This is a genomic window from Arcicella lustrica (assembly GCF_034930985.1).
GTDB classification, from domain to species: domain Bacteria; phylum Bacteroidota; class Bacteroidia; order Cytophagales; family Spirosomataceae; genus Arcicella; species Arcicella lustrica.
Window position 1 is genome coordinate 299,141 of record NZ_JAYGIM010000010.1, and the last position, 17,840, is coordinate 316,980.

At 35.1% G+C, this 17,840-nt stretch carries 9 protein-coding genes; 4 read left to right on the top strand and 5 right to left on the bottom strand.

Features of this window, described 5'->3' with window-relative positions; genetic code table 11:
- Positions 1 to 675 precede the first annotated feature (675 nt).
- A complete protein-coding gene (locus VB798_RS14555) occupies positions 676 to 1,794 on the top strand; it encodes a DUF2891 domain-containing protein (RefSeq protein WP_323259549.1) in 1,119 nt (372 codons plus the stop codon).
- An 81-nt stretch (positions 1,795 to 1,875) separates the two neighbouring features.
- On the opposite strand, the gene VB798_RS14560 is transcribed toward VB798_RS14555, so the two are convergent.
- The 4 genes from VB798_RS14560 to VB798_RS14575 all read right to left on the bottom strand — a co-directional run bounded on the left by VB798_RS14560 (position 1,876) and on the right by VB798_RS14575 (position 10,391).
- Entirely contained in the window at positions 1,876 to 2,760 is an 885-nt protein-coding gene (locus VB798_RS14560; RefSeq protein ID WP_323259550.1) for an alpha/beta hydrolase, read from the bottom strand.
- Between the two features lie 298 nt (positions 2,761 to 3,058).
- On the bottom strand, positions 3,059 to 4,762 hold the full coding sequence (locus tag VB798_RS14565) for an outer membrane protein assembly factor BamB family protein (protein ID WP_323259551.1): 1,704 nt from the start codon (positions 4,760 to 4,762) through the stop codon (positions 3,059 to 3,061).
- 128 nt (positions 4,763 to 4,890) lie between these two features.
- Positions 4,891 to 7,614 (bottom strand): T9SS type A sorting domain-containing protein, encoded by a 2,724-nt coding sequence (locus VB798_RS14570; RefSeq protein ID WP_323259553.1) that lies wholly within the window; start codon positions 7,612 to 7,614, stop codon positions 4,891 to 4,893.
- A gap of 53 nt (positions 7,615 to 7,667) precedes the next feature.
- Positions 7,668 to 10,391 (bottom strand): T9SS type A sorting domain-containing protein, encoded by a 2,724-nt coding sequence (locus VB798_RS14575; protein WP_323259555.1) that lies wholly within the window; start codon positions 10,389 to 10,391, stop codon positions 7,668 to 7,670.
- 176 nt (positions 10,392 to 10,567) lie between these two features.
- Between VB798_RS14575 and VB798_RS14580 the strand changes: the two genes are divergently transcribed.
- Positions 10,568 to 12,457 (top strand): peptidase U32 family protein, encoded by a 1,890-nt coding sequence (locus VB798_RS14580; RefSeq protein ID WP_323259557.1) that lies wholly within the window; start codon positions 10,568 to 10,570, stop codon positions 12,455 to 12,457.
- Positions 12,458 to 12,542: 85 nt separating this feature from the next.
- Here VB798_RS14580 and katG read toward each other — a convergent pair whose 3' ends face one another.
- On the bottom strand, positions 12,543 to 14,789 hold the full coding sequence (katG, locus tag VB798_RS14585) for a catalase/peroxidase HPI (protein ID WP_323259559.1): 2,247 nt from the start codon (positions 14,787 to 14,789) through the stop codon (positions 12,543 to 12,545).
- Positions 14,790 to 15,336: 547 nt separating this feature from the next.
- Here katG and VB798_RS14590 point away from each other — a divergent pair.
- Both VB798_RS14590 and VB798_RS14595 read left to right on the top strand, forming a co-directional pair.
- A complete protein-coding gene (locus tag VB798_RS14590; RefSeq protein WP_323259561.1) occupies positions 15,337 to 15,891 on the top strand; it encodes a helix-turn-helix domain-containing protein in 555 nt (184 codons plus the stop codon).
- Between the two features lie 159 nt (positions 15,892 to 16,050).
- The gene (locus tag VB798_RS14595; protein WP_323259567.1) at positions 16,051 to 17,694 is read left to right on the top strand and encodes a GH39 family glycosyl hydrolase; all 1,644 of its coding nucleotides are present in this window, start codon (positions 16,051 to 16,053) and stop codon (positions 17,692 to 17,694) included.
- Positions 17,695 to 17,840: the final 146 nt, after the last annotated feature.

The window sequence follows — 17,840 nt, forward strand, 5'->3', positions numbered from 1 at the left end:
TATATTTGAAGCATGAGTCATACAGAATTTTCTCATCAAGGAGTGAGTTTTGGGTGTTTTGTAGTTATTATCGTCTTGTCCTTACTTTTCTTTTCTTGATAAAAGAAAAGTAACCGCAGCGGCGGCCGCAAAAGAAAATCAAGAATTCCTAAACTCGCTCCGCTCAAACAGTAGGAATTCGTTGCCCATCAATCAAAAAAGCGGTCGGAAAACTAATGTTGACTGCTTTTTTGATTTTAAAATTCCGAATGACTCATTTTTAATGACTTTAAAATTTTGTCATTTTTCAAGCAAATCATTTGTCAGCGATTCTCTAAATATTCATTTTTGCGGTTTTATTCGGTTTTTAGGTCAAAAAAGATACTTGAAGTATCTAAATACATACTTCAAGTATATCACTAGATACTTTTTACCGCAAAATACCGCAAAAAAGTATCTCGTGACATGCTTTTAGTATCTCTCGACATACTAAATCCCGCAAAATACCGCAAAAAAATATCTCTGGAGATACTTTGAGTATATCGTTTGATACTCAGAGTATCTTTAAGCTTTATCAAGGTATCAGCTTAGTTTATCATTTGTAAAAATGATTTTTTTCTCTTTGCTTAGCGTAATATTAACATTCAAAGTCCTGCTTACCAAAATATCATCAATCATCAACAAAAAACCTTAGCAATGATTTACAAAAATCTATTATTAACAGCACTGTTAGCTTGTGGATTATCCGTTTATGGACAGCAAAATCAGTATTTAACGGTATCAAAAGACGGTAAAAAAGTAGGACTTAGTGAGGCAGGAGCTTCATTTTTAGCACAGCTTCCGTTACATTGTATTCAAACTGAATACCCGAACAAGCCAAATCATACCATAGAAACGGCTCAAGAAGTAGCATTGAGTCCGAAGCAATTACATCCTTCTTTTTATGGTTGTTTAGATTGGCATTCTTCTGTACATGGTCATTGGATGTTGGTAAAAATCCTCAAAACTTATCCCAATTTACCAGAGACACAGCAAATAATTGCCATGTTGGAAAATAGTTTTTCGACAGAAAATCTACAAAAAGAAGCTGATTATTTTAGTCAATACAAACTTGCCAAAGGTTTTGAACGAACTTACGGTTGGGCTTGGGTGCTGAAATTGGATGAAGAATTATTGACTTGGGATAGCCCAATGGCTAAACGTTGGCACAAAAGTTTACAACCTTTGACACAAGTAATCGTTCAACGTTGGATGGAATACTTGCCTAAACAGACTTATCCAAACCGAACTGGCGTGCATCCAAATACTGCTTTTGGGATGGTTTTCGCATTGGACTGGGCAAGAGCAACTAAAAATATTGCTTTTGAACAACTATTGGTACAACGTAGCAAAGACTATTACTTCAAGAACAAAGCAGTTGCCGCCACGCTCGAACCCGACGGTACAGACTTCCTTTCGCCCAGTCTCGAAATTGCAGATTTGATGCGAAGAGTATTAACTCCACAAGCATTTACAAAATGGTTTAATCAATTTTATACTGCCGAAGGACTAAAAAATGTACTACAATTGCCCATCGTAAGTGACCGTTCCGATTATCAAATTGTACATTTAGATGGTTTGGCATTGAGTAAAGCTTGGTGTTTGTTGGGCATAGCCAAGCAATTACCCAAAACAGATTTACGCAAGAAACAATTTCAAGAAAAAGCAACCACTTTTTTACAAAAGACCTTACCAAATATTGCCAACGGCAATTACGGAGGCGACCATTGGTTAGGTTCATTTGCAATGTATGCTTTGAGTTTGGAGGTGGAGTAGATTAATTAGCCATTCATTCTAACTTTGTTTGAAAAGCTTATAGCAGGAGTATAATTTCTCCTTCTATAAGCTTTTTCAAAATTACTCAACAGTAACACCATTATTTTTTAATACTTTATTGAAGAATAACAAATGATATGGTAACGAGTTTTGCCAGTATTCCCAAGTATGTGCTCCCGGTCTTTCGGTATAGTCGTGCGGAGTATTGTTATATAATAAACGTCTGTGCAATTCTCTGTTTACTTCAATTAAAAAATCATCTACTCCACAATCAATAATAACGGGCATCCCATTCTTTTTGATAGTTTCAGCCATATTTACGATTGAATTTTTCACATAAATTTCATTCGAAGTATCAGAAGTACCCAATAGTTTCATGAAACGGTCTTTGAGAGATTTTAAAAAATCTTCATTAACCTTAAATTTAGTATAATTCATATCCATTGCTCCGCTCATCGTTCCAGCCGCACCAAATAAATCTGGATGTCTGCTAGATAGATACATAGCACCGTGTCCACCCATCGAAAGACCAGTAATTACTCTTCCTTTATTACTTTGTACCGTTCTATAAGTATCGTCAATTTTTTGAATTACTTCTTTGGTGATATAAGTTTCAAACTTGTTATTAGCATCAAAAGGACTATCTAAATACCAACCAAAAGTTTCGCCTTCGGGCATAACTATAATGATATTATATTGGTCAGCTAAATTCTTAACCAACATCTTGTCTGGTGTTTGAGAGAGCCAATCTCTGAAATGTCCACCACCACCATGTAAAAGATACAAAACTGGGTAGTTTTTCTTATTCTTTGAATAAGTTTCGGGTAATACTACCGCCGCTTTATAGTTTTTGTTCATGACAGCACTTGGAATAGCAAGACTATCCACCGTAGATGCTTTAGCATGAGAAAATATAGATAAGCTTAAAAGGAATAAAATAATGACACGTAATGTTTTTGATTGCATGATAAATTAGATTTTAGTTTTACAAAACTAATTTAGTGTATTCATTATAGTCTTCAAATTTAACTTTGATTATTTTTAATTTAATTTTTTTTAGAAAAATTGAGGAGATGATTTTTTTTTGCCCTTGGTGGTGTTTTCACCGCCAAGCCTTGAGTCAGTAACTCGCCAACTAACAATCTTCGAGACAATGTGTATAAAATTAAGTTTATAGTATTAAAGATTGGTTCGTTGCTGACGTTCGCCTCTTTGGAGAAAACTCCAAAGAGGGCGAAAAACAAAAAAAGCTTGGATAGCGTAATTAATTTACAAAACCACTTTCCCCCGTGTGATATGCTTTCCCCTTTTTATCAATTACACATGGACTACTTTTTATTTCATCGCTGGTTTCAAAACTCCAAATTGTCTTTCCTGTTTTACTATCTACGGCGTATAATTTAGTATCTTGACCTCCAACATATACAACTCCATTAGCAATACATGGACTTGAGGATATATATTCTCCCATTTTTAATTCCCATACAATTTTACCATCTGTAGCAGAAAATGCATAAAGAATTCTATCACTTGCACCTACGTAAATTAGCCCATCGTAAATAATAGGGCTGGAAGTTGATGAGTAGCTAATAGAGAATTTTGTATTATTATATTTGAATTTTAAAGACCCATCATTGGTATTGAGAACATAATATTCTTGACCAGAAAAATAGAGTCCATTATTCAATACAGTAGGGCTGGCAATAGCCGTATATTTACTATGTCCCCAAATTGATACACCTGTATTTACATTGATGGCATATATGTAACTATCCGTAATCAGGCTACGTCCGCACACATAAACAATACCGTTTACAACACATGGATTATTTGTTACAGGTGTTTTTACATCAAACATCCATTTTTTTGCTCCTGTAATAGCATCTAAAGCATAAAGGCTTCCTGTATGTAAATCTCCTCCTGAGAAGGGAAAAGAAGAAGTACCAACAAGTAATGTGCCATTTTCTATACAAGGGCTGGCATCTATATAATAGTCAGTAGCAAACTCCCATTTCTTCTTGCCTGTCAATACATCCAATGCTACCATTTTGGCATCCACCCCAACATATATTAATCCATTAGCAATAAGAGGCGTACTTCCTAAACTATTTATACCGTCTTTGAATTGCCATTTCTGTTTACCCGTTTCTGCATCTAACGCATAAAGAACATATCTATCAGAAAAATATACCACGCCATTATCAACAATCGGGCTATTGCTTGTGCTTGAGCCTATGCTGAATTTCCATTTTAGTTCACCCGTCTCAGCATTAATAGCATAAGCATCTCCTTTGGTGTTTGAGATAAATACGGTCTTATTGTCTTTAATGGTTGTAATTATTTGTTGTGTGATATTTGCTGTATAAACCTGCTTAGTGCCGTCTTCAGCAGTAACGGTAAAGCTTACAGGTTTAGAAAAATCTAAAATTGTAGCAGAGGCAGGAACAATGCTGGCACGTTCAGACAATGTAGTGGTTACTTTCAGTTTTGTTAAGTCGGCTGTTGCTGGAACAGTAGCGGTGATTAATTTGGTAGCAGTGTCAATGGTAGCGGTTACTACTGGAGACAAATCATTAAATGAAAAACTTAGGATGTCTTTCCCTGTGAATTTAGTACGACTTATCAGTACTTTGTAGATAGCCTTTGAGCCGTTTTCGGCAGTAACAGTATAGGCAACTTCCCTTGAAAAATCCTGTACTTTCCCAGAAGTAGGTGAAATCATCGCTTTATCGGATACAGTGATAGTAGGAGTTAGCTGGGTAATATCTGTCGCAGGGGGAACAACAGCCGTTATTTTTTTATTGGCTTCGTCAATAGTGGCATCAACTATTGGTGTTAAGCCTGAAAAGCTAAATTTTGAAATGGCTCTCTCATTGCTTAAAGATACTATAAGTTCTTCTTTACAAGCCATTGTTAGCATCATAATAGGTAAGTAAAAAAGTGCGATTTTGATAAAAGTAGATTTCATGATTTTATTAAGTTTTATTTGAGAAAATAATAGTTGCTCTTTTTTAATGGATATATTTATAATAGAACCCAACTCGTTAAAAAGTTGCTTATTCAAGAGATATGACTCAATTTACCAAGATTATAGCCCTACTTCACAACCTGCACTTTAATACTTTGTCGTTCTTTACCACTCTCTATCAACAATAAATATAAGCCGTTTGGAATATCTTTTACAGAGATATTATCTTGATTTGATACTTGCTTTACGGTTAACCCATTACTATTAATCAAACTTAATGTGTAAGATTTGGCAGGTACTTTTACATAAATCTTGTCATTGGCGGGGTTGGGATATGCCTGTACTGTACGCTCGAAATTATCAAGCCCTAAAATCATCGTCACTTCTAAAGGTGCGGCAGTACTGTAAATTGTATAACAGTCATTCTTTATCTCACAACGATATTGATAAGTATTTTGAGAAAGATTGGCGGACACAATATTTAACACATTACTTTGTTGTCCTCGATATAAAGTGTCGCTGCTCGAAATCATATTCCAAGTAACTCCTTTATCCGTACTTACTTGCCATTGATAAGCTGAAACACTTGAAGCATTAACAACAAATTGAGCAGAGCTTTTTTCTGTGGTGGATTGTGCGGTGGGTTGAAGGGTGGTTTGTGGTAATTCACATTGTTTGGCTTGAATACTTATGGTATCCGACAATACGCTGTTACATTCGCCATTGACTAAACAGCGATAAACAATATTGTTATCACGAATTTTAACTTGATAAACTGTTAACTGATTAGTTCGGTGACCTGCATAACTAGAATCAAAATTGGTGATAGCTCTCCAAGTAGTGCCTTTATCTTTACTGATTTGCCAAACAAAACTGGTGGCAGAACTCTCATTGACAGACAATTGGGTTTCTTTTGTACCAAACACTTCTGTCTTTTCAGTACGAAGGGAGATTGATAAAGGATTTTTACAATCTAAAGTTAAAACAGAAAATTTTCCGTAGCTTCCAAACCAGAATCTACCATCTTTAGATTCATGAATAGTTCCGTCTCCATTTAAATTGAATACTCCTTCAGGGACAAAAGGGTTTTGAAAAGTAGTAATGGTTTTACGATTATACATTTGAATTTTCCCCCCTGCAATACTCCAAAAATTACCTTTTGAATCAACCAAAAAGTTATTAGAATAGCTGTCTAACCCGATTACAAACTCATTTGGAATATCTATTTTTTCAAATTTATTTCCAACTAATTGATAAAGGTCTTTATTATAATCATTCGCATCCTTTCGAGCAATAACATATAACCCTAAATTATTATCATTAATCAACCTTATGGCATACGAAGGGAAATTGATATAGTTAATGGCTTTTAAGCTTATGCCATCGTGTATAAAAAGTCCATTTGAAAACATTACATATACACCAGCAATAGGATTGATTACAATATCTGCTTCTCCATTGAGGTCAAAAGTCTTCCATAATCTTTTGTCATAGTATGATAAAAAATATTTAAATCCTTTTTGCGAGTATTTGTATGATAAAGCCCAAATATTCTGGTTTTTATCACATATCATTTTAGTAATGCTACCAATATCAAGAGTATTCGTTTTTAATGTGATTCCATTATCTTGCTTTACCTGAATCACGGAGTTATACGAACCTAACCAAATGTCATCACCTTCTCCTTGACAAAATGAAAAGATTGATTGATACCATTCTAATGGAACATCAACTACTTCTCCTTTCTTTTCGTCAAAACGCATTACTATAGAACCATCTAAAGCCCAGATTCTATCCTTGGCATCAGTAGTAGCTTCTATAATTCTATAATAACAGAAATTTTTTACTTGAGGTAAATCCAATTGAGTAAATATATTGTCTTTCAATAAGGTTATAGAAGCATTACTACTATAGCCATTTGTTATTATTAAATTCTTTTGTGTGTCTTCGTAAATAATATGACCCGCTTTAAAAGTAGGGGTAAATAAAGTTAAATCTTGATTATCTAGCCGATACACGTTACCATTAGAAGCTGTTACCAAAATATCGCCATTTCTGGTAGGTAGGAGATTATACACCTCTTTATTTTGGGTAGGAATGAATGTCGAGGTTTTTAAAGAAGTATTGAATCTGTAAAGCTCATTGTAAAACGCTTTAAAGTAAATGTTATCGTTTTGGTCGATGACAGCATTATTTTGGTATTCATAGCTTTTAGGAAGAGAACTATTTGTATGGTCATATTTCCTCCATTTATCACCCTCAAAATTCCAAAAGGATGCCTCATTTATTTTCCAAAAATGTCCTTTAGAATCGACTAAAAGACTTTTATTGTCAAAAGACTTTATTCCTTGATTTACCCAATCGTAAGAAGTATGTATAGAGTCTTTCCCTACTTGAACAAATTTACTTCCTTTGTCATAGCTAATCCATTCACTTCCATCCTTTGAATAAAATAAAAGTGGTTCAGCTGTGATGAATGGTTTTCCTAAAATATTGGCATCTATCCAAACAGAGCCATCAAAAACAAAAGTTTTATTGTAGGATAAATTAGAAATGATTGAAAGATAACGGCTACTACAACTTGCCCAGATATTACCATAAATATCTTCTTTAATTGAAGTAATCAAACTATCTAAACCATCATTTTGATTATAAAAGGCTATGAGCTTGTAATCTTTATCATAGTGTAAAATACCGCCATTTGTTCCAACCCATAAAGTTGAATCTTTTGCGGAAAATAAGCAATTATCATCCCCAAGCGAACTATAAGTCTTCCACTGTTGGGCATGAGTAGTATTAAGACTGAAAAAGTAGAAAGTAAATAATATTAGCGTTTGTAGGACTTTATACATGATTATTTAGCGTTTAATTATATTTTTCTTGATGCTCAGAAAGATTTTTAACCCTATTTCACAACCTGCACTTTAACACTTTGTCGTTCTTTGCCACTTTCTATCAACAATAAATATAAGCCGTTTGGAATATCTTTTACATTGATATAATCCTGATTCGATACTTGCTTGACTATTGAACCATTACTTTCTACTAAACTCAATTTATAGGATTTTGCGGGTACTTTTACATAAATCTTATCATTGGCGGGGTTGGGATATGCCTGTACTGTACGCTCGAAATTATCAAGCCCTAAAATCATCGTCACTTCTAAAGGTGCGGCAGTACTGTAAATTGTATAACAGTCATTCTTTATCTCACAACGATATTGATAAGTATTTTGAGAAAGATTGGCGGACACAATATTTAACACATTACTCTGTTGTCCTCGATATAAAGTATCGCTACTTGCAATCATACTCCAAGTAATTCCTTTATCCGTACTTACTTGCCATTGATAAGCTGAAAGACCCGAAACATTGATAACAAATTGAGCAGAGCTTTTTTCTGTGGTGGATTGAGCGGTGGGTTGAAGCGTGGTTTGTGGTAGTTCGCATTGTTTGGCTTGAATACTTACCGTATCAGACAATACACTGTTACATTCACCATTGACTAAACAGCGATAAACAATATTGTTAACACTAATTTTAACTTGATTAACTGTTAATTGATTAGTTCGATGACCTGCATAACTAGAATCAAAGTTGGTGATAGCTCGCCAAGTAGTACCTTTATCTTTACTGATTTGCCAAACAAAACTGGTGGCAGAACCCTCATTGACAGATAACTGAGACTTCCCCGTTCCAAACTCATCCGTTTTTTCAGTACGAAGGGATTTAGGTAAAGGATTATTGCAATCTAAAGTAAGTGATGTAAGTCCTGTATAACTCCCCAACCAAATTTTACCATCTGTAGATTCGTGGATTGCATTCGTAAAGGATGAATAATAATCTAGGCTAGTTGAACGAAATGGACTATTAAAAGTAGTGATGTTTTTACCATCATATCTTTGTATTTTATCTCCTACACTCCAAAAATTACCTTTTGAATCAATTATAAAATCTTTACTTAAATACTTAGAGAAAACTTGAAAGTCATCAGGGACATTAAGTTTTTCAAATTTATTACCAACTAATTGATAAATGTCTCCCTCGTAATTTTCATTTTTTTTAGCAATAATATGTAAGTCTAAATTAGCATTACTGATAAACCTTTGGGGATTTTTTGGGATATTCAAATAATTACTTGCTTTCAAATTTATTCCATCATGGGTAAAAACTTCCTTAGTATTAAGTAAATAAATACCACCATTAGGACTTGCTGCCATATCTATAATCTGGGTTTCAAGATTAAAGGTTGTCCAAGTATGTTTATCATAATGATATAATATATTTTCATTTTGATTAGTTATCCAAGAATGCCTATATGCCAATACCCAAATATGTTTATTTTTATCACATATAATTTTTGACTTATAACCTATATAAAGAGGGTATTTTATTATTTCAGTCCCTTTGTCTTGTTTTACTTGAATTATTGAATCATAAGTACTTAACCAAAAATCATTCCCTTCCCCCTGAGCAAAAGATGTAACCACCAAATTCTCTGGGAGCTTTGATATCTCATTATTTTTTTCATTCATTCTAACTACCTGCAAACCAATACCAGTGTAATACGAAATCCAAATGTTATTTTTTGAATCTGAGGAAACACTTGAAATAACCTTACCCGGAAGAAGAAGTGGGGGCAATGTTAATGGCTTTAATTTATTACCATCAAATAAATCCATTCGATTATAACCACTTAAGATTAAATTTCCCTGAAAATCTTCATAAAAGTTGTAAACATTTATGTCATGTATAAGCACAGAAAATTTATTCTCTTCCAATTGATAAATTTGAGGGTTAGTGTCGTCTACTGATACCATTATTTTATTACTTCGTGTAGCAAAAATCTTATTTATCCAAATATTTTTAAATGGAATTATGGTTGATTCTTTTGAAATTGTATTGAACTTAAAAATACCCTCGTGTCCAAAAGTTGTGAATAAGATATTATTGTCATAATCAATGATAGCGTTATCATAACCCCAATAATAAGATTTTGGTAATGGCAAGGAGCTATTGGCATTATTATATGTGACCCATTTCTTACCATTAAAACTTAAAAATGATGCTCCGTAACTAATCCAAAAATGACCTTGAGAATTAACCATTAAATCTTCATTTCTGAAATATGCTATTCCTTGATTTACCCAATCATAAGAAGTATATACGGAGTCTTTCCCTACTTGAACAAATTTACTTGCTTTATCATAGCTAATCCAAGAAGTACCATCTTTAGCATAAAACAGAAGTGGCTTATCTGTAATAAGTGCTTTCCCTAAGTTTGAGACATCTATCCAATTATTACCATCGAAAATAAAAGACTTAGAGCTTGCCCTTGAATAACCATTATAATAACTGGCCCAAATGTTTCCATCAATGTCTTGTACTATTGAATGAATCAAGCTATCCGATCCATCGTTTTGATCATAAGAAGCCATAAGCTTATAATCTTTGTCATAATGGAGAATAGCACCACCATCTGTTCCAACCCACAAGGTCGAATCTTGGGCTGAAAAAAAACAATTGGTTTGAGAAAATGAACTATAAGCCTTCCACTGTTGGGCATGAGTAATATGAAGACTGAAAAAGTAGAAAGCAAATAAGATAAGTGTTCGTAGGACTTTATTCATGAATGTATAGCGTTTAATTATTCTACAAAAATAGTGTTTATCTGTCTTATCTATACGATTCCAAACTATTTATCTAAAACGAAAGCTAATTTCAACGATAAGCCAATTTTTTAGTATTATGTCTTAACTTTGTGGTTTATTTTAGTTAAAATCAAATAAGAGTACGTTACTATCGCATGAAGAAGAAAGTTGAAATTCTTGCTCCCGCCAAAAACCTTTATCAAGGGATGGCCGCCATCAATGCGGGTGCAGATGCTGTATATATGGGGGCTCACCATTTTGGCGCTCGTTCTAATGCTACCAATTCCGTAGAAGATGTGGCTGAAATGGTAAAATATGCCCATTTGTTTAAGGCAAAAGTATTTGTTGTGATTAATACAATTTTGTACGATAATGAATTAGAGCAATGTAAAAAACTCATTTATGAGTTGTACGATATTGGCGTTGATGCCTTGATTATTCAAGATATGGCGATTATGGAAATGGATTTACCGCCTATCGTGATTCATGCAAGTACGCAAGCCAACAACAGAGATGCTCAACACGTAAAATTCTTGCACGATGCTGGAATGAAGCGTGTTGTATTGGCAAGAGAATTGAACTTAGACCAAGTCCGAGAAATCAGCGAAGCGACGGATGTAGAATTAGAATTCTTTGTTTCTGGTGCTTTGTGTGTTGCCTTTAGTGGTAATTGTTATATGAGTGTTGCCAATGGCGAACGCAGTGCTAACCGTGGTTCTTGTGCACAAAACTGTCGTTTACCTTATCAGTTAATTGATGGAACTGGCAAAACACTCATCGCCAACAGCCATTTATTGTCGATTAAAGATTTAGATTTAAGTGACCAACTTCCGAATTTAATTGAGGCAGGTGTTACTTCATTCAAAATAGAAGGACGTTTAAAGGACATCGTTTACGTAAAAAATAATACTTCTTATTTGCGTCAAAGATTGGATAATTTCTTGGAAGGAAACGAAAAATACGAAAAAGCTTCTTCAGGCAGAACCTTCTATAATTTTGAACCAGAAATGGATAGAAGTTTTAACCGTGGTTATACGGCATACTTCGTGAATAAACGCAAAGAGAAAATTGGTTCTTGGGAAAGTCCGAAATCGAAAGGACAATACATTGGTAAAGTATTGGAAATCAAAGCCAATGGTTATGTTATTGAAAATTATGAAATCTTAAATAATGGTGATGGTCTGTATTTTGTCAATGAAAATGGCGAAGCCGATGGTGCTCAAATCAACATCATGTTTAATAACATTGCCATCCCGAATACTTTTAAGCCATTAGCTGTTGGAACGGAAATTTACCGAAATTCTGATGCGGAATTCAACAAAATGGTTGAAAAAGAAAACAGTGCAGTACGTAAAATAGGCGTTTCATTGAAATTCACAGAAACGGTCGATGGTTTTCAATTATTGGCTGTTGACGAAGACGGACATCAATCTGTACAAAGCTTCCAAACTACCAAAGAATTAGCGAAAAGTCAGGAATCAGTAATTCCGAACATCAAAAAGAATCTGGCTAAAACGGGTAATACGCCTTTTATTGTCGATGAAATTGAAGTTGAATTATCAAGTAATTGGTTCTTGCCGATTTCAAAAGTAAACGAAATCAGAAGAGAAGTTTTAGAACAATTAGTTGACATTCGTATAAAAGAATATCATCGAGAAGAATACCAAATTCAAAAGACCGACCACCCATATCCAGTACAAAAACTTGATTTTATGTACAATGTGTCTAATAAAATGGCAAGAGCTTTCTATAAAAGACATGGTGTAACAGAAATTGAAAAAGCTTTTGAATTGCAATGGGATCCAGGAAAAGCAAGAGTAATGACGACCAAATATTGCGTAAAATATGAATTAGGCAAATGTGCCAGATTTCAGCGTGATACAATGGGCGAAAAATTAGTTGAACCATTAACGCTAAAACATGGCGAAAATGAGTACAAATTGAAATTCAATTGCAAACCTTGCGAAATGGAAATTTGGGAAAAAGACGCAGAATTAGAGTTTGAAGACGAAGACGAACAATTGGGCTATGTTCCAAGAAGATAATAATCGGGGCTGATACTTTATCATAAAAAAACCGTTCATCTGGATATAAATATCTAAATGAACGGTTTTTATTTTTGACTAATTATTATGCTACATCAAAGCGGTCAAGATTCATTACTTTCGTCCAAGCTGCAACAAAATCCTTCACGAATTTTTCTTGAGAATCAGTGCAACCATAAACTTCTGCAATTGCTCTAAGCTCTGAATTCGAACCAAAAATTAAATCTGCACGAGTTCCCGTCCATTTCAGTTCACCAGTAAAACGATTACGACCTTCGAATACATCTTGTGCGTCAGAAGCGGCTTTCCATGTAGTACCTAAATCAAGTAAGTTCAAGAAGAAATCGTTCGTTAATGCGCCACTGTTTTTAGTAAATACTCCATGTTGAGAATGGTCGAAATTCGTATCCAATACACGCATACCACCCACAAGCACTGTCATTTCAGGAACTGTAAGGGTTAGTAATTGCGCTTTATCAACCAACATTTCTTCTTCAGAAATGGTATATTTTGTCTTAGTATAATTGCGGAAACCATCTGCAATTGGCTCAAGTACAGAGAATGAATCTACATCAGTTTGTTCTTGCGAAGCATCTGTGCGTCCTGCCGTAAATGGAACAGTAATTTCATAGCCAGCATTTTTAGCTGCCTGTTCGATACCTGCACAACCGCCTAAAACGATAAGGTCAGCTAATGAAACTTTTTTCGCACCAGTTTGAATATCGTTAAATTCACCTTGAATACTCTCAAGCTTTTGAAGTACTTTCGCTAGTTGAGTTGGGTTATTTACTGCCCAATCTTTTTGTGGAGCTAAACGAACACGAGCGCCATTTGCACCACCACGTTTATCAGAACCACGGAAAGTAGAAGCCGAAGCCCAAGCCGTTGATACTAATTCAGATACTGATAATCCTGATGCTAAAATGTTTGCTTTCAATGCTACAATATCATTCGCATCAATCAATTCATGTGTTACTGCTGGAACTGGGTCTTGCCAAATTAATTCTTCCGTAGGTACTTCATTACCCAAGTAAAGTACTTTAGGACCCATGTCACGGTGTGTTAATTTAAACCATGCACGAGCGAAAGCATCAGCAAAAACATCAGGATTTTCGAAGAAACGTCTTGAAATAGGATCATAGATTGGATCCATTCTCAAGGCAATATCTGTCGTAAACATGATTGGAGTATGGCGCTTCGATGGGTCGTGTGCATCTGGAACAGTATTAGCACCCATACCATGTTTTGGAATCCATTGATGAGCACCCGCTGGACTTTTAGTTAATTCCCATTCGTAACCGAATAAATTCCAGAAATAATTATTACTCCATTTTGTTGGTGTTGTTGACCATGCACCTTCCAAACCACTTGTAATTGTATAGCCAGCATTACCCGTACCATAAGTATTTTTCCAACCTAAACCTTGTTCTTCAATACTTGCGGCAGCAGGTTCTGGACCAACGTATTTACTTGGATCAGCCGCACCGTGTGCCTTTCCAAAAGTATGTCCACCAGCAATTAAAGCAACAGTTTCTTCATCGTTCATCGCCATTCTACCAAATGTCTCACGAATATCACGAGCGGCTGCAATTGGGTCTGGATTTCCGTTTGGTCCTTCTGGATTTACATAAATAAGTCCCATTTGTACGGCAGCAAGTGGATTTTCTAATTCACGGTCGCCAGAATAACGTTTGTCATCCAACCATTTTCCTTCTGTTCCCCAATAAATATCTTCTTCTGGTTCCCATACATCTTCACGTCCGCCACCGAAACCAAAAGTTTTAAATCCCATTGATTCTAAAGCACAGTTTCCCGCCAAAATCATTAAATCAGCCCAAGAGATTTTTTTACCATATTTTTGCTTGATTGGCCAAAGTAATAAGCGAGCTTTATCTAGGTTTCCATTGTCTGGCCAGCTATTTAGTGGAGCAAAACGTTGCGTTCCAGTACCAGCACCACCACGACCATCAGCGATACGGTAAGTACCTGCACTGTGCCAAGCCATACGGATAAAAAATGGACCATAATGACCATAATCTGCCGGCCACCAATCTTGCGAAGTAGTCATTAGAGCAAAGATTTCTTGCTTCAAAACAGCTAAATCAAGTGATTTAAATTCTTCTGCATAGTTGAAATCATTCCCCATCGGATTTGACAATGAAGAATGTTGACGAAGAATGCTCAATCTCAACTGATTTGGCCACCAGTCCTGATTTCTTGTACCACCACCAGCGCTTTGTTTAACAGGTGCCGCTGCTCCATGATGGAATGGGCATTTTGCTTCCCCATTAGAACTGTGATGTGATGCGTTAGAAGATGAATGTTGTTCCATTTTTATAGATTTTGTATTATTATAATGATGAATGTTAATATTTCGCTTTTATGCTTTTAAGTTATAAATAAAATATCAAAGATTATATATTAATCTTTTAAGATTTGTTCTTCAAAATTACAAGGCTGGTTATTATAAAACAAATCAATAGTTTTTATAATATTATAAATAAAAACTATTAAAAGGCTTTTTAATAAAATTTTTAAATCTGTAATTTTTAATTATATAATTGATAACCAGTAAGTTGTTTGCTGAATACTTCAGTGTTTCAATTGTTCTTAGAATATTTTAAGACCTAACATTATATGAGAGCTTCGCCAGTAATTTTATCGGCAAGAAAAAAATTGACGAAGATTTCTATGAAAAAATGCTCTTTGTATATTTTCAGTCAAAGTATTTTTCCTTTTTTGCTAAGAACCGCTGTATCCAAAACTTAAAATAATAATAGATTAGCTTGTATTATTAATGGTTTATAACATATATTTGTATTCAACTATGTTGAATTAAAGTAAACAATATAATATAAAATTAAACAAAGTTGAAGTTTATGGCGTCGGAAGAAACAAATAAAATGAATATAGGAGACCGTATTCGGATATTAAGAAATAATCAAAAAAGAACCTTGCAAGAGGTTGCTGATGGCAGTGAATTGTCTAAAAGCATGATTTCGAAAATTGAAAATAATAAAACAGTACCGTCGGTAGCGGCATTGATTAAAATTGCTCATACTTTGGGTACCAATATTTCGAGTTTATTGGAAACCGAGGCATTTTTAAATGCTATACTCACGACCAAGCAAAAGGCAGAAGATAATCTCACACAAACTGAAAAAGGTTATTTCTTTTATCCCTTCGGGCAAGAATATCACCAGAAAAAAATGCAACCAATGTTGTTCGTCGCACGAAAAGGAGAAGTAAAGCCACATCTTTTACAGCACGAAGGCGAAGAATTTATTTATATCATCAGTGGGGAAATGAAAATGACTGTTGGCGAGATTGATTACCATCTGAAAACAGGCGACAGTCTATACTTCAACTGTTTGCAAAAACATGGGATTATGCCAATTTCTGATGAAGTACATTATTTAGATATTTTCGTTTAGATGAACACTAATATTTTACTGCTTTCAACAAATCGTTAACGCTGGATTATCAAGAATTATACATAAACCATATCATTAAAATATTAACATTTTTAAATCAATAAAATGCACTTGAAAAAAACATCATTATTGCTGTTGTTGGCAGCCCAATCTGTGGCGATGTCTGTTCCAGTATTTGCGCAGGAACAAGCTCCTGTGTCAATTCAGGTTGATTTGTCGAAAACTAAAGCACCCATGAAACCAATATGGGCATGGTTTGGCTACGATGAACCCAACTATACTTATATGAAAGACGGTAAAAAATTGCTGACGGAAATCTCGCAATTAAGTAAAGTCCCTGTTTATGTAAGAGTACACAGTTTATTAGTAACGGGTGATGGCACGGCTGCTTTGAAGTGGGGTTCTACCAACGCTTACACCGAAGATTCCAATGGAAATCCTATTTACGACTGGACTATCGTTGATAAAATTTTTGATACTTTTATCGAACGTGGTATGAAACCCATTGCTCAGATTGGCTTTATGCCCGAAGCACTGTCGAGCCGTCCAAAGCCGTATCGTCATTACTGGAAACCAGGAGATAATTACAATGACATTTACACTGGTTGGGCATATCCACCAAACGACTATAACAAATGGGCTGAATTGGTTTACCAATGGGTGAAACATTCGGTAGAAAAATATGGAAAAAAAGAGGTAGAAAGTTGGTATTGGGAACTTTGGAATGAGCCGAACATTGGTTACTGGAAAGGTACGACCGAAGAGTACATCAAGATGTACGATTATTCGGCAGATGCTGTAAAGCGTGCTTTGCCAAGTGCCAAAATCGGTGGACCAGAAGTAACAGGGCCAGCATGGGATAAGTCAGCTACTTTCTTGAAGACTTTTTTAGACCATGTAACTAAAGGTAAAAACTATGCTACAGGTAAAACAGGCTCACCGATTGATTTTATTACTTATCATGCCAAAGGTGCGCCCAAAGTTGTGAACGGACATGTACAAATGAACATGGGGACGCAACTCCGTGACCTTGACAAAGGCTTTGAGATTGTGGCGTCATATCCAAGTTTAAAGAAATTACCGATTATCATTGGAGAGTCCGACCCAGAAGGTTGTGCCGCTTGTTCAGAAGATTTACATCCACAAAATGCTTATCGGAACGGAACCATGTATTCTAGTTACACAGCCGCTTCATTTGCTAGAAAATACGAATTGGCGGAAGCTAGAGGAGTAAATTTACTAGGTGCAGTTTCTTGGTCATTTGAATTTGAAGACCAAGCGTGGTTCCGTGGTTTCAGAGATTTGGCTACTAATGGTGTTGATAAACCTGTACTAAATGTATTCCGTATGTTTGGTATGATGGAGGGGAATCGTGTAGAAGTAAATCAAAATTTGGCTTATGATTTCAAAAAAGTTAGAGACCAAAGTGTTAGAGACGCTGCCGATATTAATGCCTTGGCTTCTAAGAGTACAAATTCAGCAGGAGTGATGGTATGGAATTATCATGATGATAATGTGCCTGCACCCGATGTTCCTGTGGAAATATCAATAAAAGGATTACCAACTGGTAAAGTAGCCTTATTGCATTATCGTATTGATAAAGAAAATAGCAATGCTTATGAAGTTTGGAAGACGATGGGTTCACCTAAACAACCTACTTCAGAACAGATTTCAATACTCGAAAAAGCAGGACAATTACAATTGCTTACTTCTCCAGAATGGATAACTCCTAAAAATGGGGAAGCTCAAATCAAAATGAAACTTCCGAGACAAGGAGTATCGTTTTTATATTTTAAATGGTGATTTGAATATATTATTTTTTCATCAGTGAAACATGAGTCATCCCGAATTTTCTCCTAAAATAGCGAGTTTTAGAAGATTTAAAAGTTTTTTGGATTTGTTCTCGTCCTTACTTTTTGTCTTGATACAAAAAGTAACCGCAGCGGCGG